Below are 22,318 nucleotides of genomic sequence, written 5' to 3'. Positions count from 1 at the left end.
TTACCTCTTACTATTATTATCTTTGAATAATCTCAGCTGCGGCAGCTAAGAATACATTTAATTCATTAAACAATTGACGCATTGACATCTTATCTGGAATTTCCAACATTACATTTAGTCTTTGATGCTGGTCTGTGCTTACACGCGCACGTAAATTAACATGCTCGAGTGCTTTGAAAACATTAGGGCCCTCTAATTCTTGTGTAGCCTTATTACTGAAAATAACTTGAATTTTTTGTTCCTTTTGAACTACTGTAACTGCTTGAGCCAAATCTGCATTTAACTTAAGTGTAGATACATTGAGTAAATTTTCAACAGCTGGTGGATAATCGCCAAAACGATCAATCAATTCGTCAGCAATTTCTTCTGCTTCTTTTTTATCCTGAATTGCTTTGATCTTTTTGTAAAATTCAATTTTTTGTTCTTGGTCAGCAATATAATCACTTGGGATATAGGACTCAAGATCAAAGTTAACTTCGGCATTAGTTTTTATTACAGGCTTTTGACCTTTGCGTTCCTTAATTGCATCGTCTAGCATTTGAGAATATAGGTCATATCCAACACTATCAATAAATCCATGTTGCTGCGATCCTAGCATATTACCAGCACCCCTAATGGATAAATCACGCATTGCAATCTTAAAGCCAGAACCCAATTCAGTAAAGTCTCTAATTGCACTTAAACGTTTTTCTCCAACCTCAGTTAAAACTTTATTGGGTTGATATAAGAAATAACCATAAGCCAACCGCGCACTCCGTCCAACACGACCACGCAATTGATACAGTTGACTCAAACCATAATGATCCGCATTTTCTACAATTAAAGTATTTACATTGGGCATATCCACCCCTGTTTCGATAATTGTTGTAGTAACTAAGACATCAAATTCATTATTAACAAAACGATACATGATATCTTCGAGCTGATTCTGACTCATGCGGCCGTGGATAAATTCAATTCTTGCTTCTGGAATTAATTCCTGCAACTGACTAACTACTTTATCAATGTCATCAATTCGGTTATGCAAAAAGAAGACCTGGCCGTTACGTTTCATTTCACGTAAAACCGCTTCTCTAACCACACTAGGAACTTCTTCCATGACATAAGTTTGAATTGGATAACGGTTAACCGGCGGCGTCTCCATTACTGAAAGATCGCGTACCCCAACCATTGACATATGCAAAGTACGCGGAATTGGAGTTGCAGTTAAAGTCAAAACATCAACATTCGACTTTAATTCCTTCAAACGCTCCTTATGCTTAACTCCAAATCTCTGCTCTTCATCAACAATTAGTAAACCCAAATCTTTAAAGCTAACATCATTAGATAAGATTCGGTGAGTTCCTACTACTATATCAATTTTACCGGCTTTTAAATCCGCAATTATCTGCTTAGCTTCTTTGTCACTTTGGAATCTAGAAAGAAGAGCGACATTAACCGGAAAATTCTTAAAACGATCTTGCATTGTTTCAAAATGTTGCTGAGCCAAAATTGTTGTTGGTACTAAAAAAGCAACTTGTTTACCATCCTGCATTGCCTTAAATGCAGCTCGCAATGCTACTTCTGTTTTTCCAAATCCTACATCCCCTACTAACAAACGATCCATTGGTCGAGGACTTTCCATATCAGCTTTAATTTCTTTTAGAGATCTCTGCTGATCTGGTGTTGCTGGATAAGGGAAAGAATCTTCAAATTCTCGTTGTAATTCATCATCAGGACTAAAAGCATAGCCTTTCTCAGATTCACGTTTAGCATAAAGTTCAATTAAGTCATCGGCAATATCTTCAACTTTAGCTTGAACCTTACGTTTAGTTTTAGCCCATTCACTACCACCTAATTTATTAATATGGGGCACTTTTCCTTCTGATCCCACATATTTTTGGACTAAGCCTAACTGATCAGCAGGAATAAATAATTGATCATGATGTTGGTAAGTAATCGTAATATAATCACGGTTTTTACCGTCAACTTTCATGGTCTTTATTCCTTCAAAGCGCCCAATTCCGTGGTTAACATGAACAACATAATCTCCCGGCTTTAATTCGGTATAGTTACGCAGCCGCTGAGCATTCTCAAGAGTTCTTATCCGCTTTTTACGTTTTGGCTTTTGATTAAAAAGTTCACGTTCAGTTAAATAAATTAGGTTAACTGTTGGCAAAGTAAAGCCATTAGCATAAGAACCAACAACTATTTGGGTTGTATTTTCTTTTACCTGGTCACTATCCACTATTGGCACATCTAACCCATAATCAATTAAGTTCTGCTGAATTTCATGACTTCGTTGCTCATTATCAGCTTGTAAGATTAACGTGTTTTTTTCTTTTGCAAAACTAGTTAATTCAGTCTTAATTAAAGGCATCTGACTGAAAAATTGTTCAGGTTCACGACTTACAAAATTAAGCAACTGATCAAACTTCATACGGCCAGTACCCTTTTGGAACAAAGAAAAGAGTAATTGTGGCTGTTTAATTTTGCGCGTAACTTTATCAAAATCTAAACGCAAACTTTGATTATTTAACATCCCACCCAGTTTTATTTCTTGGGAAATAAAAGCTTCATTTTGGGTGTTTACATCTGCTACATTCTTTTTAATGTGGTTCCAATCATTAAAAGCAACCAGTGCTTTTTCTGGTAAATAATCAATTAGAGAAGCAGGTTTATCTAGCAAATAATCAACCAAAAAGGCATTATTTTCTGGTAATTCTCCACGCTCTAAAGCATCAAGATCGACTCCAAAATGACTTTTGACATTTTCAGGATAAGCAATACTTTCACTCATATCTTGCTTTAACTTCTTTGCTGCTCGTTCAATATCTTCATTTTGATAGATTCGATCAAGCGCTGAGCCAATTGTGATGCTATCCAAATCTTTGATACTACGCTGATTACTTGCATCAAATTCTTTAATAGTATCAATTTCATCACCAAAGAATTCAATTCTAACTGGATTATCACGGCTTAAGGGATAAATATCCAAGATATCACCACGTAGTGCAAATTCTCCTGGCCGAGCCACTAAGCTGTCACGTTTGTATCCTGCTTGAACCAACCAATTAGTCAATTCACCTAAATCGTTCTCTTGCCCAAATTTTAAAGTTCGTGCTGCACTAGCAAATATTATTGGATCAGATAATTTATATTGCAACGCTTGCGGTGTTGCAACGACTACGCCCGGACGGTCCCTTAAAAGAAATTGCAATGCTTCTAATCGTTGGCTTAATTCATCTGGTGAAGCTGTTGCAGCTTGTGTTGCCAAACTACTATCTACTGGAAAAGAAAGCACTGGCTCTTTTAGCACTGCTTCTAGATCATTTACTAAGCGCTGTGCTCGATCTTCATTTTCTTCAATTAAAAGAATAGGGTGACGAATTGTGCTTACAAATTGTTTTAAGACAGCATTAAAAGCCCCTGGATTCACTCCAGTCAATAATGACTTCTTAGAATCAGGGACAGCTTGAATAAATTTATCTAAATCTCGATCTTTGTTTATTATTTCACTAACTTGCATTTTAATTATATCGATTCATCAAATATTGAGCATCTTTACCACTAATAAAGTCGTTGATAATATCTTCACTAGTAGTAAAAGCTTGATCCATTTGCTTTTGTTGCTCTGCATTAAATGGAGTTAATACCCAAGAAACTACTGATTCATTTTCAGGATGTTTAATTCCGATCTTTAAACGATTAAAGCTATTAGTTCCTAAGCATGCCATAATACTTTTAATACCATTATGGCCACCAGATTTACCGTTAGCTCTAATTCTTATCTTACCAATTGGCATATCCATATCATCATGGATAACTAAAATATCTTTAGGAGCAATCTTAAAGAAATTAGCTACTTGAGCAATTGATTTTCCTGAATCATTCATATAAGTTTGCGGTTCAAGAAAAATCACATCTTCTCCATCAATCTTTTCCTTAGTCCAAAGACCATCAAATTTATCTTTGTTTAAAGTTAAATTATTTTTATTTAAGTAATTATCTAAAGCCATAAATCCAGTATTATGCTTAGTACGATCATATTTTTGTCCTGGATTACCTAAACCCGTTATTAATTTCATTTTTTGTCTCCTCTTAACTGCTTTACTTGTGTACTGATTATAGCATATACCGTAATGCTTTCTACTTTAAATCAACTTCTGTCTCATGCTATAATCCTTATGTGAAAAAATTCATAATATCTATCATGAAAGGAAGCTTTTCTCATGTCAGAAGAAAAAATCCACAAAATTATTCTTGTTGGTGACGGTGCCGTAGGTTCAAGCTATGCCTTTTCACTTGTTCAACAAGGTATTGCTCAAGAATTAGGTATCGTTGATATTATTGAAGATCGTACTAAGGGTGATGCGATCGACTTGTCTGATGCTCTTCCATGGACTGCACCAAAGAATATTTATTCTGCAAAATATGAAGATGCTAAAGATGCTGATTTAGTTGTAATTTCTGCTGGTGCCCCTCAAAAGCCTGGCGAAACTCGCCTTGACTTAGTTAACAAGAACTTAAAGATTTTAAGTTCCATCGTTGAACCAATCGTTGAATCTGGCTTTAATGGTATTTTCTTAGTTGCTGCCAACCCTGTTGACATCTTAACTCACGCAACTTGGAGAATGTCTGGCTTCCCAGAAGATCGTGTTATCGGTTCTGGTACTTCACTTGATTCAGCTCGTTTGCAAAAACTTATTGGTCAAATGGAAAAGGTTGACCCTCGTTCAGTTAATGCTTACATGCTTGGTGAACATGGTGATACTGAATTCCCTGCATGGAGCTACAACAATGTTGGTGGTGTAAAAGTTAGTGATTGGGTAAAGGCACACCCAGAAGTTGGCGAAAATAAGCTTGAAGCTATCCACAAAGAAGTTGCTGATATGGCTTACAACATCATCAACTTAAAGGGTGCTACTTTCTATGGTATTGGTACTGCATTAGCATTTATTACCAAAGCAATCTTGAATGATGAACATCGTGTTCTTCCACTTTCTGTTCCAATGAATGGTCAATATGGACTTCACGATATTCATATTGGTACTCCTGCTGTTGTCGGTCGTCATGGTATTGAACAAATTATTGAAATGCCATTAAATGACAAAGAAAAGAAACTTATGACTGCTTCAGCTGACCAATTAAAGAAGGTTATGGACAAAGCCTTTGAAGAAACTGGAGTTAAAACTCGTCAATAATCTTTGCTAAATAATTATTTATAGACATTGTGGATAACAATGTCTATTTTTTATGGATGTAATTTTTTCATTAGTTATATATTTTTTAATTATCCTTTAAGTTTTCCTTGACTATATGCTATACTTTTAATGAATTACTATACTTATTAATAGGAGACAACTAATGCTAATCAAATCGCTTGTATACAAAAAAGATTATTTAACTACCGTAAATGAAAAAGCAACTTTAGCTGAAGCCTTAAAGATACTTGAAGATTCCGGATTCAGATGTGTACCGATTTTAGATGATAGTGGCAAAATCTTCAGAGGAAATATTTATAAAATGCACATTTACCGTCACAAATCTCAAGGTGGCGATATGAATTTACCTGTAACTTATTTATTAAAGAATGCGACTAAGACAATTAAAGTTGATTCACCTTTCTTCCGCGTATTTTTCAATATTAAAGACTTGCCATATATCGCTGTATTGGATGAGGAAAATCACTTCTACGGGATTTTGACCCACTCTAGTCTTTTAAACATGTTATCAGATGCTTGGAACATTAAATCTGGTTCATATGTTTTAACAGTCTTATCCGACAATGGCCGTGGTAATTTAGCTAAGATGAGTAAGTTAATTGCTAAATACACTAATTTAGGTGGATGTCTTACTTTAGATACGAAGCAAGGCGAACTTGTAAGACGTAACTTATTTACTCTACCGATTGGAGTATCTCGTCAAACAATGGAAACTATTGTTAAAAAACTTGAACATAAAGGCTATGTTGTAGCTGAAATTGAAGATTTACAATCTGGCATGACCATTCGTAGTGATGAGAAACCAGGAGAATTTTTAGACTAAAAAAGGCAGTCGCAAGACTGTCTTTTTTATTATATGCTCACATTAATCTTTATAAACTCGCGGCAACCTATCCGATAAAAGACAAGCAATTTCATAATGAATTGTATCTGCTTGATCAGCTACTGCTTTAATATTATTAGGAGCCGTCGGATCAGCCGAAATCAATTCAACTGGAGTACCAGCTGACATTTTATGAGGAAGTAAAACCATAAATTGATCCATGCATACTCGTCCCACAATTGGACAATATTCATCCCCAACTTTCACTTTAAAGCCCTGCATTTTTCTTTGCCAACCATCGGCATATCCTACAGGAACAGTACCAATCCATTGATCTTTATCAGCCACAAAAGTTGCACCATACCCTACACCATAGCCTTTATGAATTTGTTTTACAAAACTAAGGGCAGAGGTAAATGAAAGTGCAGGCTTTAATGGGACTTCTGAAGGTAAATCATCTGTATTAGGCGTTGAAGAAGGATTCAAGCCATAAATTCCAATTCCGAATCTTACAATATCGCTATCTATTTTTCGATTAAAAATACTGGTTGCAGTATTAGCTACATGGATATACTTAGGCTTAATTGTTAACAAATCCTGCATGTGCTTAAAGCGTTTTACTTGATAATCAAAATATGAAGTATCAGCATCATCAGCTTTTGAGAAATGGGTAAACATCCCTTCAACTTCAAAATGTGGATTATCTTGTAAAAACTTATTAGCTGCTATAAATTCATCATCTTCACTAAAACCAATCCTTCCCATACCAGAGTCTATTCCTAAGTGAATTTTTAAGGCTTGGTTGGTTTCGGCCAAAATTTTATCTGCTGCTTTAAGCCATTCTAAGCTACCAACTGTCAGAGAAATATTTTTTTGTGCAGCTAAAGGAGTCCATTGAACTGGTACAATTCCCAAAACTAAAACCGGCTTAGGAATGCCATATTCTCTTAACTCTAATCCTTCATCGAGAGTAGCCACACAAAATCCAGTTGCACCCGCTTGCAAAGCAGCATTAGCTACTGGAATTGCACCATGTCCATAGGCATTTGCCTTAACTACTGCCCATAATTGTTGCTTATCTTTTAAATGTTTTACTTCATTTTTGATATTTTCTTTAATGGCACCCAAGTCTACATTTATTTGAGCTGGGCGATGCATTGCAGGAACCATTTTAATTCTCCTCTAATAACACTTGCGTAATCGCATACCGTTTTTCATGGGAAATGCTGACTAGAATTTTACCACTAAATTTTGTCGAGGTCATAATTGGCTGACCAAATTCATTTTGGAGAGTTTCAATATCTTTAAAACTTACTTTTTTACCTAGGCCAGTTCCTAAAGCCTTAGAAAAAGATTCTTTAGCTGAAAATCTTCCGCCTAAATATTCAATTTGCCTGTGGCCCGAATATTGCTGATATTGTTCAAATTCTTTTTCTGTTAATATCTTTTTGGCAAAAACATCTCCGCGCCGAGCTTGAATTTTCTCAATTCGCTCAAGATCAATAATATCTATTCCAATACCTCGAATCATTTTTAATCCTTCTTTTATCAGATTATATAAAAAGAGTGCTTTAAGCACTCTTTTAGTTTTTCTTTTTAATCACAAACTTATGATTGTTTCCACGACGGTTACTTGAGTTACGCTGACGGGAATTACGCTTATGATTATTACTATAGTGATTACCGCGACGATTACTATTCTTACGTTTTCCCTTAAATGGGAGTGGCTTTTCAGGAGTAATCTTAACTTTAACACTGGCTGAATCCTTTGAAAGATCCTTAAGTAAAGCAGCTACTAGATCAACAGCAGAATAATCATCTAATAATTTAGCTGCTCCTTCAGTATACTTACTTAAATCACTATCCAAAAGCTCAACTATTTTTTTATTAGCAGAATGGAGTTGTCCCTTCAATGCTTCCTCATCAGAAGGTGGACGCAATGGCATCATCTTCTTACGAGTTAAACTCTCGATTTCACGCATATAACCTATTTCATTTGGAGTTACAAAGGTTACTGACATCCCATTTTGTCCAGCACGACCAGTTCTTCCGATGCGGTGAACATACGAATCAGGATCTTGCGGAATATCATAGTTATAAACATGACTAACTCCGGAAATATCTAAACCACGGGCAGCTACATCAGTAGCAACTAAAATATCTAAGTGGCCATTTCTAAAACGTTTAAGAACACTCATCCGCTTATTTTGAGAAAGATCACCATGAATTCCTGCTGCATTATAACCACGAGCTTGTAAGCCACGAGTTAATTCATCCACACGTCGTTTTGTCCGACCAAAGACAACTGCAAGAGCCGGATTTTGCACATCAATTAAACGACAAAGAATATCGAATTTTTCGTTTTCTTTTGCACGTATAAAGTATTGATCAATTAAGTTAGCAGTTAACTCTTTCCCCTTAATTTGGACAACTTCAGGATTATGCATAAATTTTTCACTAATACGCATAATTGGTTTAGGCATAGTAGCTGAAAATAAAAGTGTTTGATGCTTACTGGAAGCATATTTCAAAATACTTTCAATATCTTGAATAAATCCCATATCTAGCATTTCATCGGCTTCATCAAGCACAATTGTCTTAACATGAGAAATATCTATCGTACCACGTTTTAAATGATCAAGTAAGCGGCCAGGCGTTCCGACCAAAACTGCTGGTGTTTGCTTCAACGCATGAATCTGGCGTCTGATATCTGCGCCACCATAAACAACTTGTACTCTGGCCTTTTCATCTCTTCCCAAACGATACAGTTCTTCTTGGGTTTGAATTGCTAATTCACGTGTTGGTTCAATCACGATCGCTTGAATGGTATCATGTTGCTTTTCTAAATTCTGTAAAATTGGTAAGCCAAATGCTGCAGTCTTTCCTGTTCCAGTTTGGGCTTGACCAATTACATCTTTACCCGATAATGCTAGGGGAATTGTCTGCGCCTGAATTGGAGTAGCTTCCTCAAAGCCAGCTCTTTTAATCGCTTTTAAAATCTCTGGTTTTAAATTTAATTCTGAAAATTTCAATTAATTTTTCCTTCCTAAAGAAGACGTTCTAATACTCTTTCAAGATGCATACCATGGGAACCTTTTAAAACAACAATATCATTAGCTTTAACATCATCGCTTAATGCATTATTTAGCTCCATCATTTTATCAGTAGGATAGTAATGCAAATGCTCTTCATCATATTTATCACTAAGCGCTTCATATAAGTTTTTCATTTCTGATCCGTATAAATAAACTTCATTAATAATTTTAGGGTCTAAAACAGAAGCTAATCCTGCATGCAATTCTGGAGACTTCTTCCCTAACTCAAGCATATCTCCCAATACCGCGATTCTTCTACCATTATCTTTAACTTCGACTTGACCAAAAGCAGTTAAAACAGCATCTACAGCAGTTGGATTAGAGTTATAGATATCACTCATAATCGCTTCACCTAAGTCGCCAGTTTCCCACTCCATACGATTAGCAGTCGGCGTAAAGTCACTTAAAGCTTGAGCAATTTCTTCGTCACTTTCATGGAAGTGACGTCCTACACTAATGGCTGCCATTGCATTAGACACATTATGCTTGCCAATCATTGGAATTGTAAATTCTTGCTTAGAATCTTGCACCTTAAAACTAGTTTGGTGCATTTCACTATGCCAGCTTGTTGCATAAATAGTATCAGAAGCTTCAAAACCAAAAGTAGCCTTATCTTGTGAGATTTTTTCTGCTCGCTGTCTTAAAAGTGGCTCGTCGCCGTTATAAATAAATTCACCATCTTCTTTAAGGAAATCAGTAATTTCCATTTTAGCATCGGCAATTTTATCACGGCTACCAAAAAATTCAATATGAGCTTCCCCAATCATAGTAATTACACATACATCAGGTTTTACAATTGAACTAAGATGATGCAATTGACCAGCACGGTCCATTCCCATTTCTAATACTAAAATTTCAGTAGAAGGCTTCATTTCTAAAATTGTAGTTGGTACCCCAATTTCATTATTAAAATTGGCTTGAGTTTTATGTACATTAAATCTTTTTGCCAAAACTGCCGCTACCATGTCTTTAGTAGTAGTTTTGCCATTTGATCCTGTAATCCCTACAACAGTTGGATTAACCTTTTCTAGATAATATTGTGCTAATTCTTGTAATGCAGTTAAAGGATCTTCTACTTCAATTACTGGAATATTCTCAGGCTTATTTGGATGTCCTTTTTTCCATAAAGTTGCACTAGCCCCATTTGCAATTGCACTGTTTACGAAATCATGGCCATCTCTTGCACCATTAAGTGGTACAAATAATGAATTATCAGTTACTTTGCGCGAATCAAAGTCAACTGAAGTAATTACTGTATCTTCACCTTTATCTAAATCGCTGTTTAAAGCATCAGCAATTTCAGCAAGTTGCATTTTCATAATATATCTTTGCTCCCATTAATTATTGCATACTGCCTATTATACTTTAGATTAAGCTAGTACGCCAAAAAGGTATTCACATTCAGTAATGCAAATAATAAGTTAAAAAGAGCAGTTCCAAACGGAACTGCTCTTTTGGTAAAAACCAAGAAATATTAGTTCTTTGAAGACATACCGTATTTCTTGTTGAATTTTTCGATACGACCATCTGCTTGAGCAAACTTTTGCTTACCAGTGTAGAATGGGTGTGAATCTGAAGAAATTTCAACACGAACTAATGGGTAAGTCTTACCTTCGTAATCAATTGTTTCAGTTGGCTTTAAAGTTGAGCCAGCTAAGAACTTAGCACCAGTAGCTGAGTCCATGAAAACAACTTCTTGGTAATCTGGATGAATGCCTTTTTTCATTGTTTTATACTCCTTTGCCATGGCCTATATTTCAGACCATAGATTATATTACGACTTAATTAGAATAGCATCTTTTACTAAGGTTTTCAAGCTAGCCAAAAGTTTAATCTTCAAAAAAGTTATATAGGTCACTAATATTTAATTTCTTTTTAGCTTCGTCTTTATAGTCTGCTATTACTTGCCCTTCTTTTAATACCAATAAGCGATTTCCATACTTCAAAGCATCTTCTAAATGGTGGGTAATCATAAGTGCCGTCAACTTATCTTTTCGAATCCTTTCATCTGTAGCTGCCAAAAGATTTTGACTAGTATGCGGATCAAGAGCTGCTGTATGTTCATCAAGAAGTAAAATATCCGGTCTTTTTAAAGTAGCCATTAAAAAACTTAATGCTTGTCGTTGTCCACCCGACAAATTTCCCACAAATGTAGTTAAACGCTTCTCTAATCCATTATTCATTGACTTAGCCAATTCTTCAAAATAAGGAACGTTTTGCTTTAACTTTCTTGGTAATAAATATCTGCGTTCTCCTCGCTTAGTTGCCAATAACATATTTTCCACAACAGTCATTCGTGGTGCCGTGCCAAGTTTGGGATCTTGAAATACTCGTGCAATGAATTTACTTCTTTTTTCTTCAGAAAATTTTGTAATGTCATTTCCAAGATGATAAATATTCCCATAGTTAGGCTTGAGTGTACCAGCAATTGTATTAAAAAAAGTTGATTTACCTGCTCCGTTGGTTCCAATCACAGTAATAAAATCGCCGGCATTAATTTTTAAATTTAAACCCTTTAAAATCTCAATTGACTTGCCATCAGCCGTAGTCACATTAGTATGAACATCTTTTAGTTCTAAAATTGGCTTATTCATTACTTTGGCCTCCTCTTATAAAAGTTCTCTTAATATGAAACATACTTTCTAATTGAGGAATAATCATGCAAATCGCCAAAACAATTGAAGATATTAAGTTTAAATCATTAGTCGAGAAGCCAAGCTGTAGAACTGCGAGTAAAATCAAGCGATAAATGATACTTCCCAAAGTAATAGCTATCAATCGTTGATTCAAAGTTAATTCTCCAAAAACCACCTCACCAATAATAATTGAGGCCAAAGCAATAACAATGGTTCCAATCCCCATGTTAATATCTGCATAGCCATTACTTTGGGCGATCAAACTTCCACATACCGCAACTAAGCCATTGGAAACCATCAAGCCAACAATGACCATGGAATCAGTATGAATCCCAATTGAACGTGCCATCATCGGATTATCTCCAGTTGCAATAAAAGCTTGTCCATAGTCAGTATTTAAAAAGAAAATAAGTAAGCTAGTGAGAATCAGAATAATAATACTGCCGACTACAATACTGTCAAAATATTGTGGTAAGCTTTCTAAAAATTTATTTGTAAAAATCGTATCTTTTCCTAATAAGGAAATATTTGATTTTCCCATAATGTGGAGGTTAATTGAATAAATACCTGTCATTGTTAAAATTCCCGCCAAAAGAATTGGAATTTTTCCTTTAGTATAAAGTAAACCAGTTACCAGGCCAGCAGTCATTCCGCCTACTAGTGCCAATAACGTAGCCAGATATGGATTCATCCCCTGTGAAATTGCAGTTACCGCAATAGCTGCTCCTAAAGGAAATGTTCCTTCAACAGTCATATCAGCAAAATCCAGAATCCTAAAGGTTAAATATAGGCCTAAGCCTAACAAAGCCCATAAAAGCCCTTGTCCAATTGAAGATACAATTAAATTCATCGATAGATCTCTCCTTTTTGCTTGCATTCCTGCATAAATTTAGTTGGTACTTTTAGACCTAATTTTTTAGCTTCTTTTATGTTAAGAACTGGTTCACCTTTCGTAACATGAGCAATCGGCGTAGTTGCTGTTTTTTGCTTTCCTTTTAATACTGCAACTGTCATTTTGGCAGTTTGTTTGCCTAAGTCATATTGATTCACACTGTAAGTAGCTACTCCACCATCTTTAACCATTGTTGAAGCAGCAGGAAAAATTGGCTTACCAGCTGCATTACCATTTTTAACTAGCGTATCCATAGCCCCAGCAATTGTATTATCGGTAGGAATAATTACCGCATCAACTTGATTAAACATCTGAACTGAAACTTGATTTAAATCATTACTATTGGCAATTGAATAACTTTTCAAATTAATATGCATTTTTTTACATTCAGCCACTACTTTTTTATATTCAGAAACAGCTGAACTATCACTTGAGGTATAAATCACACCTAAGGTTTTTAAATGTGGCATAAACTCTTTAATAAGCTTTAATTGTTGCTTAATTGGCGCACCATCTGATACTCCTGTAATATTTCCAGCTGGTCGTTGATTACTTTTAACTAAGCCTGCACCTTGTGGATCAGTAATTCCACCCAAAATTATTGGCGTCGTTTTAGTGTCATTAGCCAGAGCTTGTGCAGCTGGAGTAGTAATACCAACTAAAAGATCATTATGTTGATCAACTAACTTTGCAGCCATAGTGCGCAAATTACTCTGATCACCGTTTGCATTTTGATAATCAATTTTGATATTTCTTCCAGGCTGATAACCTTCTGCCTTTAATTCATCCAAAAAGCCTTGATAAATCTTATCTAAAGCTGGATGATGCATCAAAGTTAGAACTCCAATTTGCGGTATTTTATTTTTTTCAGTAGTTTGCTTATTTTCTTGAAAATAGGCAAAGCCTAAAAAAATTAGGATAATCGCAATAAAGCTATACATTCGTTTCATGCTTTTCCTCCGAAAATAAAAATAGAGATCTCACATGAGACCTCTATCTTCTGTTCTTAATATCTTAAAGAAAAAGTCTGCATGTGCTTAATCCATGCAGACCAAATTAAATACGCAAATTAGCCGGCACAGATGTAATCTGATTATTTCAGGTTACACCTACGTCGATGAACCTGACTTACCGGACTTGCCAACGAATATTAACGTTCAATTTTCTAATTTGCATTTTATTATTCTCCTGTTGATTAATTAAGTTTAGTATACATTAACTCATTTTAGTGTCAATATATTTTCTTTTTAAATATAATATAGGTATAGAAAACAATGAAAGTAATTATTATTCGAATTGAAAGGATTTAATCCATGAAACAAACCGAATGTACAACAATTCTTGTTGGAAAAAAAGCAAGTATTGATGGTTCAACTATGATTGCTCGTAGTGAAGATGGTGGTCGTACCATTATTCCTGAAGCTTTTAAAGTAGTCATGCCTAAAGATCAGCCTAAGCATTATGAAAGTGTAATTAGTCATCAAAAAATTGACGATAGTGATCTTTTAACTGCCCCACTTCGTTACACTTCTGCTCCTGATGCTTCAAATGAAAATGGAATTTGGGCAGCTGCAGGTATCAATAGCGACAATGTTGCCATGACTGCTACTGAAACCATTACAACTAATGCCAGAATCCAAGGAATTGATCCTTTACTTGAAAAAGGTGGTTTAGGGGAAGAAGATTTTGTAACTTTGACCTTACCATATATTCATTCTGCTCAAGAAGGTGTTGAACGAGTAGGATACTTACTTGAAAAATACGGCACTTACGAAATGAATGGCATGGCATTTTCTGATAAGGATGAAATTTGGTACCTTGAAACTATTGGTGGTCACCATTGGGCTGCACGTCGCATCCCAGATGATGCTTATGTAATCGCCCCTAACCGTTTAAATATCGATGAATTTTATTTTGAAACTCCTGGCTTTTTAGCTTCTAGCGACTTAAAGGATTTAATTGAAGAATACCATTTAAATCCTGATGAACCGAACCAATATAATTTACGTCATATTTTTGGTTCTTCTACTATTAAAGACGCACACTACAACAACCCACGTGCTTGGTATGTACACCGCTACTTTGACCCTGATTTTGAAGGTCAGCCTGGTGATCAAGATCAACCTTTTATCACTTATCCTAAACATAAAATTAGCGTTGAAGACATCAAATTCCTAGAAAGTTCTCACTATCAAGACACTCCTTACGATGCTTATGGCGATCAAGGTACACCCGAACAAAAGAAAACCTTCCGTCCAATTGGAATTAACCGTAATTTTGAAACTCATATTTTACAAATTAGAAACGATGTTCCTAGTGGCATCGCTGGTGTACAATGGTTAGCTTTTGGCCCTAATACCTTTAACACAATGGTGCCATTTTACACTAATATCACTACTACCCCTGCTAGTTTCCAAACTGGACCAAAATTTGATCTGAACCAAATCTTCTGGTTAAACAAGTTAGCTGCTCAATTAGGAGATACTAATTTCCGCGTCTATGGTGCTCTAGAAGAAGATTTTGAGCAAAAATCTTTAGCCCAATGTCATAAGATTCAACACGAAACTGATAAAGAAGCGCTTAATTTCTCAGGTGATGAATTACAAGATAAGCTTGATGCAGCTAACCAAAAAATGGCAGACACCGTTTACAATAATACGGTAGATTTATTAGGTAACATGGTTAAAGAAGGCCATGGTTTAATGACCTTAAAATACGACCTATTAGATTAAGTAATTTAATCTATCTATTTTCAATAAAAAAGGGACACTTCAGATGAAGTGTCCCTTTTAATTTTATAAAGTAGTTTTTGATTTTTCTTTATCGTGGTGACTAGCAAGTTGGAAAATTACTAGTGCTAATCCAATTAAAATCACCAACGCTGCTAGTGCACTTGCGATTCTCTTAATATCGCCAGAAAATAGTGCATCTCCTCCAAACGCATAAATAAAAGACGTTGGTAGCATACCAACAACTATCATTGCGATTATATTTTTTACAGGTGTTTTAAGTCGCACAGCTGTATAATCAACCAGTACACTTGGAATAACAGGAATCATGAGTCCAATAGTCATCCCAATAATTGGATGTTTACGGTGCATTAAATATGTTAGAACACGATTCTTTTTAAAAGAATGAGAAAAGTGCATCTTATTAATTAAGGCACAAACAATACTATTTCCCAAAATATTTCCACACCAATTAATTAATAATCCTAACCAAGGTCCATAACAAAGTCCAGCTAAAATACAAAAAATAGAATTTGAAAGACCAGGAATAGCATTAAAAATCATAATCAAACACATTAAAAATAAAATATCTCCTGTTTCATGTTGACGCAAAAGTACTAATAACTTTTCTTTAATGTTTCCTCGCTCAGGATGAAGTAAAATTTGAATTTCTGGTCGATAATCTTGGTACAAAAAGTAAAGTAAACAAATTGCTGCTGCGATACCTAATACAATTAATAATATTTTAAGTAACTTCTGTTTCATAATTATCTTTCATAAAAAATATCTCTTAATTTTATTTTACCCGATAATTTTCTTGATACCAAAAAAGTTCGCACACAGTACGAACTTTTTATTTATCTGAATTAACTTTCAGAGTGTTTACCCCTTTTAATCGTTAATCCCTCATAAGCAATTTTTACTACTGCAGACATATTAATTGGCAGTAAAAAGACTAACAAGAATAAACCGATAATTACTCCCATTGCAACTTCAATTAAAGTAGGAACTCCAGATGGGATAAGAGCAGCAAATGTACCACCTAAAATAATAGCGGCAGAGATGACAACTGTTCCAATGAATGAAGAAGCTTGTAAAATTCTCTGGCTCGGTGATAGTGATGGATCTTCTTTTCCTAACTCACGATAGCGCATCATCAGGAAGATACTGTAGTCAACTCCCAAAGCAATTAACATGATAAAGGTAAAGAATGGAGTATTCCAAGCCATTAAATCTGTACCTAAAGTTACTGGAATTAGCTTCTGGGTAATACCAAGAGAAGCCAAGTAAGCAATTAATAAAGTACCTAAGATAAAGAATGGTTGTAAGAGAGAACGAGTAATAAAAATTAAGGCAATTCCAATACCAATTAACATTATTGCAGCGGTTCTAATAAAGTCTGAGTTTGCAACATCACGAGTATCATAAATATTTTCTGACTGACCAGCCATTGCAATTGTTGAATTGCTCAAACTTGTTCCCTTTACAGATTTTTTAACCATTTTACTAATTTCATTAGCTTCTTTAGCCGCTTTAGTAGAATTTGGATTTATCTTGAAGATAATAGTAAACTTGGTTGCCTTCAAGTTTGAAGACATGTAGTTATCAATAGATTCTTGGAATTCATCTGAATGAATCTTATCTTCTGGAATATAGAAAGTTTTAGCGGCTGCTGAATTTCCTAATCCAGTTAAATAATTTTGAGCAGTTCCTAAACCTGAATTTACTTTATTAACACCATCTGTTAAAAGTGGTGCATTAGTAGCAATTTGTCCAATACCATTATCTAATTGACTAGCACCAGAATTTAAGGCTTCGGCCCCAGAACTTAATTGTGCTGCGCCATCAGCTCCCTGATTTAAACCTGCTACAAGTTGACCTGCACCTGAGTTTAAGGCTTCAGCACCACTAGCTCCTTGAGCAACAGCTCCTTGAACTTGGGTTAATCCAGAACTCAATTTATCAAGCGCTTGATTTGCACCAGGAAGTGCAACATTAGATGCACTTGCTAATTGATTTACAGAGGCTTTTAAGGTATTTACTTGACCCAGCATACTTTGCAAGTTCTGCATGGTACCAGATACACTAGTCATTGAATTAGCAAGCGATTGATCAGCATCTCCGGCTGCTTGAAGATTACCAGCTACAGAATTCAAGCTATTTTCTTGACTAGCCATAATTTGACTCAAAGCTGCACTCATCACTTGTTTTTGTTGATCAGTTAATTGTGCCTGATTCATCGCACTAGCAAAGGCAGTCTGTGCTTGTTGCGAATTATCTTGCATACCTTTTAGTGTGTTGCCAGCAGCAGTTAAGTTATCTCCAATAGTTTTAGCTTGAGTACCAACGTTGGTTAAATTAGTTGCTAAAGTCTGCGTATCAATGCTGTCTGAATTACCTAAAGCTTGATTCAATTGTTGAATTCCTGCATTAATTTGTGGCAAACCTTCTTCTAGCTGAGCCAATTGTGCAGCCGTTGCGCCATTCATTTGGCTCGCTAATTGTGCACTCATTAAGTTTAATCCGGAGGCAAGTTGTTGAGTTCCATTCTGTAACGTAGTGGCACCGCTTGCTAGTACATAAGTACCATTTTGAAGCTGAACTGCACCGTCTCTAAGTTGAAGAGTACCGTTTTCCAAGCGACCTGCACCATTTTGCAACAATGCTGCACCACTTGCAATTTGACTTGTACCCTCGCTTACTTTAGTTAAACCATTTCTTGCAGCAACAGTACCCTTATTTACTGTTTTAAGTTGATCATTTACATATAAAGCTTTGACCGGTTTACCAGCAGGCTCTGTTACAGATGCAACTAATTTGACATCTTTATAATCTTGAATCTGCTTAGTAATTTGATCAATTGTCTTTAGATCTTTTTCATTATCTAAAGGATGGTCAGCCTTAATATACAAGGTAGACGCTTCTGGTGTTCCCTTTGAAAAATGCTTTTGGAATACCAGAAGCCCTTGTTTAGATGGCGTAGAATCTGAAATTTCATCGGCATCATTATAATTTAATGCAGTTGAATTATATAGCAACATAAATGGCACAGTAACAATTGCCATTACCACAAGATAAACAATTGGATGTAAGAGGGTATTCTTTGAAATGCTATGCCATAATTTAGAATCACTTTCTCCCTTAAATGTTTTAACTGGCCAAAACATCTTTTTACCTAGAGTTGCCATAAAGAAAGGATTTAAAGTCAAAAGTACTACTAAAAGAACAGCGACACCGATTGCAACTCCTGTTGCTGAACGATATAGAGAAAAGTTCGCTAATCCTAAAGCAGAAAAACCAATTAAAATAGACGAACCGGAATAAAGAATGGTTTTTCCAGCCTTGTGCTGAGCATTGCGAGTAGCTTCCCATTTCTCCATTCCACTCCCCAGATTCTCTTTAAACTTATTATAAAGAAGAATATTATAGTCAGTTCCAATTCCGAATAGCACAATCACCATAAATACTTGCGTAAAGTTTGAATATGGGAAGTTAGCATGTTGTACCAAATTCGTCACAATTGAAAATGAAGTAATGAAGGATACTCCAACAGTTATCAAAGAAATAATCGGAACAATCGGTGATCTAAATACAAGAACTAGAACAATAAAGATAAAGATAACAGAAATAACTTCAGTCTTCTTAATTCCCTCTTGAACTGAGGCAGAAAAATCATTTTGAAGAATTTCTGCACCAGTTACATATGTTCTTAAGCCGCTAGTTTTTACTGCTTTAATTAGAGCTTTATTAGTTTTAGCGATTGTTTGATGACTTTTAGATAAGGTCAATTGCACAACTTCTGTTGTACCATCTTTTGAAACTAATTGAGATTTCGCCGCCTCATTATCATTTGGCGTCATCATTGTCTTAATTCCAAGTTTCTTCTTATTATCTTTCAAATACGAAATTGTATTATCAATTCGCTCTTTATCAGCTGCAGTTAATTTACCATTTTTCTTGTTAAACACTGCCCCTGCAGTATAACTATTTCCTTGATTGCGTCCCCATTGATTTTGGATCTTCTTTGCTACCGAAGTTTGGACATAATTAGGAAGAGTTATTTCTGAATGAGCACTTGTCAATGCTGAGACATCAGGCAAGGTAAAAACTGCTATCAGTAGGATCACAATCCATGCAACTAAGGCACCAAAGTGATTTTTAACAAACCCTTTCATAAAAATATTTTTCCTTTCCTAACTTTTTATTACTTCACTTAAGTTCTACTTTCCATTAGCAGTAACTAAACGTGAAAGCAATTCATGGTAATTATCATCAGCACTTTTTTTATCTTCATTTTTAAATAGATCGGCTCTATCTAAGAAGACATAACCTAAAACTGCCGCTAATAATCCATGCAATGAAACAGTATTCTTTTTATCTACATCTAACAGTTTTTCACCTAACTCAATAACTTTATTTATTTCATCAGTTATCAAATTATTATTAATGTATTCATTAATGTTATAAAAAATACTAGAAACAGTTCGATCGTTTAGTAAAAAATCTCTAATTTCATCTGCAAAACGATATAAGGCATTATTTCCAGAATAGCCAATTAGATTCTCAGTTAGATGTGTACGCAAAATTTTCAAACGAGCTGCACAAACTAAAGAAAGTAATTCATCCCGGTTAGATACATAATGGTATAAGGATTGTGATCTTACATTTAAAGCCCTCGCTAACTTAGGCATTGTTAATTCACTTAATCCTTTGTCATTAATGATTTCTGTAGCTTTATTAATAACCTTTTGACGATCTAAGGTCCTTTTTTGTGTCATGATATTCACCTCTTTCTTTAATAGAATATCACTACACCCTGTAGATTACAATCTACAATCTGTAGATTATTTTCTACAGATTGAAATTTTGGGCAAAAAAATAAAAGTCTTTGCTTTAAAGACTTTTATTAATTCTTTTCATACCATGTATTAATGGCGCTACCTAATTTTTCGAAATTGAAGCTATTATTCTCACTAATACCACTCATCACATAAACTTGTCCTCTACTTGACTGGACTAAAGCCACGCTAGCGTGATCATCACTAATTTTATAAACAGTTCCACTAACTTGACTAGCTAAACCTTTGTCTGGAAAATTCAGTAGTTGACCTAATATCTGATTATCCGAGTTAGTATCTTTAATTTTTCCTTGATAAAGCTTTTTCATGACCAATTCTAAATCTGCAGCTGTTGTAACTCCAACTTTTTCATCACCAAATTTTCCTGTTATTTTTGTATGGGTGGCTCCAACCGAATGTGCTACTTGATTAACTTTTTTTGCACCTAAAGACTTTAGTAAAATATTGGCTGCTGTATTATTATTTTGGCGTATCATCAAGTCCTTTAAAAAGGCGCCTGAATATGCAGTACCGGCTTGCAAAGACCTGTCATTTTCTGTTATTTCATCACTAGTTACTTTAAAGGTTTGAGATACTTTACCTTCTTTTTCATATGCAATTAAGATAAATAACTTTAACACTGAACTTACGTCTTGTGCTTGATCCGTATTTTTGATATTAGCATATTGAGTATCCTGCTTCAGGTTTTCTGTCGCAACCTCTATCGGTGCAGTAGCATCATCAACATTTTTGATAATAACTTTAGCCAATGCTGAGTTACTATTTTTTGTTTTCTTTAAAGCATCCGGAGTTAAATTAGCAGCTGATTTATGATCTAAACTGGATTTAGTAGTAACGTGAGCATCTTTACTTCCATAAATTTTTAACGATGCATTTTCTAATCGCGCAGTTCCAGTTAAATAAAATGATAAACTCAAAAATGTCACTAAAATCGATCCTAAGAATATTCTATTTTTCATATTTTACTCCTTAACATACATTCTTTTATTTTATCATGTTCAAAGAAAATATTCGTCACTATTAAAAATTAGACTGATGACTCATGCTTGTACTATAATGTATACGCTCATATTATAAATATGTTGAAAAGTATGATAAACTAGTTAAATATCTTAAAAGTAAGGACAGATAACATGTTGAAATATATGATTGGTATTGATGCTGGTGGTACTCATTCCACCGCTATCGCTTACGATGAAAACGGAAATGAATTAGCTCGTAGTGAAGGTGGCCCAGGTCAAATTAACAACAACTATGAACTTGGTATTAAAAATATTTCTAACACTATTAACGATTTAAAAAATAAAGTTAATGGTGATTGTATGAAAATTTTAGCCGGAATTGCCGGATTATCAGTTGTTGGTAACGCTCCTGAAGTTGCCGCAACTATTTCTTCAAATGTTGGTAATATTCCAACTAGAGCAATCACTGACTCACTTTTAGCTCTTTATAATGGCCTTGAAGGCGCAGATGGTGCTTTAGTTATTGCTGGTACTGGTTCAGTTGTTAACGGTCGTCAAAATGAATCATTAATTGCTGTTGGTGGTTATGGTTCACAATTAGGTGACGAAGGTAGTGGTTATGCAATCACTAAGGCAGCTTTACAAGCAGCTTTACTTAAATGGGACCAACGTCAAAAGAGTTCATTAGTTGATCTTTTTGTTAAAATTTGGGACTTAGATAGCATGGATGAAGCTCCAGCTAAATTCTACAAAATGACTAGTCCTGAAGTTGCTTCTTATGCTGTTGAAGTAGCTAAACTTGCTGATAGCGGTGATGAAGAAGCACGACAAATTATTCAAGATCAAGCCCACCTTTTAGCACGTGATATTATTTTCTGCTTAGATCGTTATGAAGATCCAAAACCTATGCGCATTGCTTTAACTGGTTCAGTACTTTCTAATAATGCAATGATGCGTTCAATTATGGAAGATGCAGTTAAAGAAAAATACCCAGATGCAGTCTTTAGTGTATCTAATGGTGAAAATGCTCGTGGTGTCATCTTTGATAAGAGTAAAGATTACCGTTACTTTACTAACCACAATAGCTAAAATTAATTATTATAAAAACCAGTTAGCTC

General features: G+C 35.0%; 18 protein-coding genes. 4 read left to right on the top strand and 14 right to left on the bottom strand.

What is annotated here, in order from left to right; all coding sequences use genetic code 11:
* Nucleotides 1-16: 16 nt before the first annotated feature.
* On the bottom strand, nt 17-3,508 hold the full coding sequence (gene mfd / locus FP432_RS07175; RefSeq protein WP_265488642.1) for a transcription-repair coupling factor: 3,492 nt from the start codon (nt 3,506-3,508) through the stop codon (nt 17-19).
* Between the two features lies 1 nt (nt 3,509).
* The gene (gene pth, locus FP432_RS07170; RefSeq protein WP_265488641.1) at nt 3,510-4,067 is read right to left on the bottom strand and encodes an aminoacyl-tRNA hydrolase; all 558 of its coding nucleotides are present in this window, start codon (nt 4,065-4,067) and stop codon (nt 3,510-3,512) included.
* Between the two features lie 144 nt (nt 4,068-4,211).
* On the opposite strand from pth, the gene FP432_RS07165 reads away from it, so the two are divergent.
* Together FP432_RS07165 and cbpA are read left to right on the top strand one after the other, a co-directional pair.
* Entirely contained in the window at nt 4,212-5,183 is a 972-nt protein-coding gene (locus FP432_RS07165; RefSeq protein WP_265488640.1) for an L-lactate dehydrogenase, read from the top strand.
* Between the two features lie 163 nt (nt 5,184-5,346).
* The gene (gene cbpA / locus FP432_RS07160) at nt 5,347-6,027 is read left to right on the top strand and encodes a cyclic di-AMP binding protein CbpA (RefSeq protein WP_265488639.1); all 681 of its coding nucleotides are present in this window, start codon (nt 5,347-5,349) and stop codon (nt 6,025-6,027) included.
* 42 nt (nt 6,028-6,069) lie between these two features.
* On the opposite strand, the gene alr is transcribed toward cbpA, so the two are convergent.
* The 8 genes from alr to trpX form a co-directional block, all read right to left on the bottom strand.
* Nucleotides 6,070-7,197, bottom strand: coding sequence for an alanine racemase (gene alr, locus FP432_RS07155; protein WP_265488638.1), 1,128 nt, complete (start codon nt 7,195-7,197; stop codon nt 6,070-6,072).
* Nucleotide 7,198: 1 nt separating this feature from the next.
* Nucleotides 7,199-7,558, bottom strand: coding sequence for a holo-ACP synthase (acpS, locus tag FP432_RS07150; RefSeq protein ID WP_265488637.1), 360 nt, complete (start codon nt 7,556-7,558; stop codon nt 7,199-7,201).
* Between the two features lie 52 nt (nt 7,559-7,610).
* Complete coding sequence (locus FP432_RS07145) at nt 7,611-9,059, bottom strand: DEAD/DEAH box helicase (protein ID WP_265488636.1); 1,449 nt, start codon at nt 9,057-9,059, stop codon at nt 7,611-7,613.
* 14 nt (nt 9,060-9,073) lie between these two features.
* The gene (locus FP432_RS07140) at nt 9,074-10,441 is read right to left on the bottom strand and encodes a UDP-N-acetylmuramoyl-tripeptide--D-alanyl-D-alanine ligase (protein WP_265488635.1); all 1,368 of its coding nucleotides are present in this window, start codon (nt 10,439-10,441) and stop codon (nt 9,074-9,076) included.
* 155 nt (nt 10,442-10,596) lie between these two features.
* A complete protein-coding gene (locus tag FP432_RS07135; RefSeq protein ID WP_265488634.1) occupies nt 10,597-10,848 on the bottom strand; it encodes a type B 50S ribosomal protein L31 in 252 nt (83 codons plus the stop codon).
* A gap of 103 nt (nt 10,849-10,951) precedes the next feature.
* Complete coding sequence (locus tag FP432_RS07130) at nt 10,952-11,716, bottom strand: ABC transporter ATP-binding protein (protein ID WP_265488633.1); 765 nt, start codon at nt 11,714-11,716, stop codon at nt 10,952-10,954.
* Entirely contained in the window at nt 11,709-12,608 is a 900-nt protein-coding gene (locus FP432_RS07125; protein ID WP_265488632.1) for an ABC transporter permease, read from the bottom strand. The genes FP432_RS07130 and FP432_RS07125 overlap by 8 nt, the downstream gene beginning before the upstream one ends.
* Nucleotides 12,605-13,600, bottom strand: coding sequence for a tryptophan ABC transporter substrate-binding protein (gene trpX, locus FP432_RS07120; RefSeq protein WP_265488631.1), 996 nt, complete (start codon nt 13,598-13,600; stop codon nt 12,605-12,607). Before trpX ends, FP432_RS07125 begins: the two co-directional genes overlap by 4 nt.
* A gap of 363 nt (nt 13,601-13,963) precedes the next feature.
* On the opposite strand from trpX, the gene FP432_RS07115 reads away from it, so the two are divergent.
* Nucleotides 13,964-15,382 carry a C69 family dipeptidase gene (locus FP432_RS07115; protein WP_265488630.1) on the top strand — a complete coding sequence of 473 codons (1,419 nt, stop codon included), beginning with the start codon at nt 13,964-13,966 and terminating at the stop codon, nt 15,380-15,382.
* Nucleotides 15,383-15,445: 63 nt separating this feature from the next.
* On the opposite strand, the gene FP432_RS07110 is transcribed toward FP432_RS07115, so the two are convergent.
* The 4 genes from FP432_RS07110 to FP432_RS07095 all read right to left on the bottom strand — a co-directional run bounded on the left by FP432_RS07110 (nt 15,446) and on the right by FP432_RS07095 (nt 21,197).
* Complete coding sequence (locus FP432_RS07110) at nt 15,446-16,144, bottom strand: TVP38/TMEM64 family protein (protein ID WP_265488629.1); 699 nt, start codon at nt 16,142-16,144, stop codon at nt 15,446-15,448.
* A gap of 101 nt (nt 16,145-16,245) precedes the next feature.
* Nucleotides 16,246-19,554 (bottom strand): MMPL family transporter, encoded by a 3,309-nt coding sequence (locus FP432_RS07105; protein WP_265488628.1) that lies wholly within the window; start codon nt 19,552-19,554, stop codon nt 16,246-16,248.
* 45 nt (nt 19,555-19,599) lie between these two features.
* Nucleotides 19,600-20,157, bottom strand: a complete 558-nt coding sequence (locus tag FP432_RS07100) for a TetR/AcrR family transcriptional regulator (protein WP_265488627.1) — start codon at nt 20,155-20,157, stop codon at nt 19,600-19,602.
* A 128-nt stretch (nt 20,158-20,285) separates the two neighbouring features.
* Nucleotides 20,286-21,197 (bottom strand): serine hydrolase, encoded by a 912-nt coding sequence (locus tag FP432_RS07095; protein WP_265488626.1) that lies wholly within the window; start codon nt 21,195-21,197, stop codon nt 20,286-20,288.
* A 174-nt stretch (nt 21,198-21,371) separates the two neighbouring features.
* Between FP432_RS07095 and FP432_RS07090 the strand changes: the two genes are divergently transcribed.
* On the top strand, nt 21,372-22,289 hold the full coding sequence (locus tag FP432_RS07090) for an N-acetylglucosamine kinase (RefSeq protein ID WP_265488625.1): 918 nt from the start codon (nt 21,372-21,374) through the stop codon (nt 22,287-22,289).
* Nucleotides 22,290-22,318: the final 29 nt, after the last annotated feature.

Origin of the sequence: Lactobacillus sp. PV034, from assembly GCF_014522305.1 — a bacterium.
Classification (GTDB): Bacteria; Bacillota; Bacilli; order Lactobacillales; family Lactobacillaceae; genus Lactobacillus.
The sequence above is the reverse complement of the archived record's forward strand: the minus strand, read 5'-3'. Positions and strand labels throughout refer to the sequence as shown.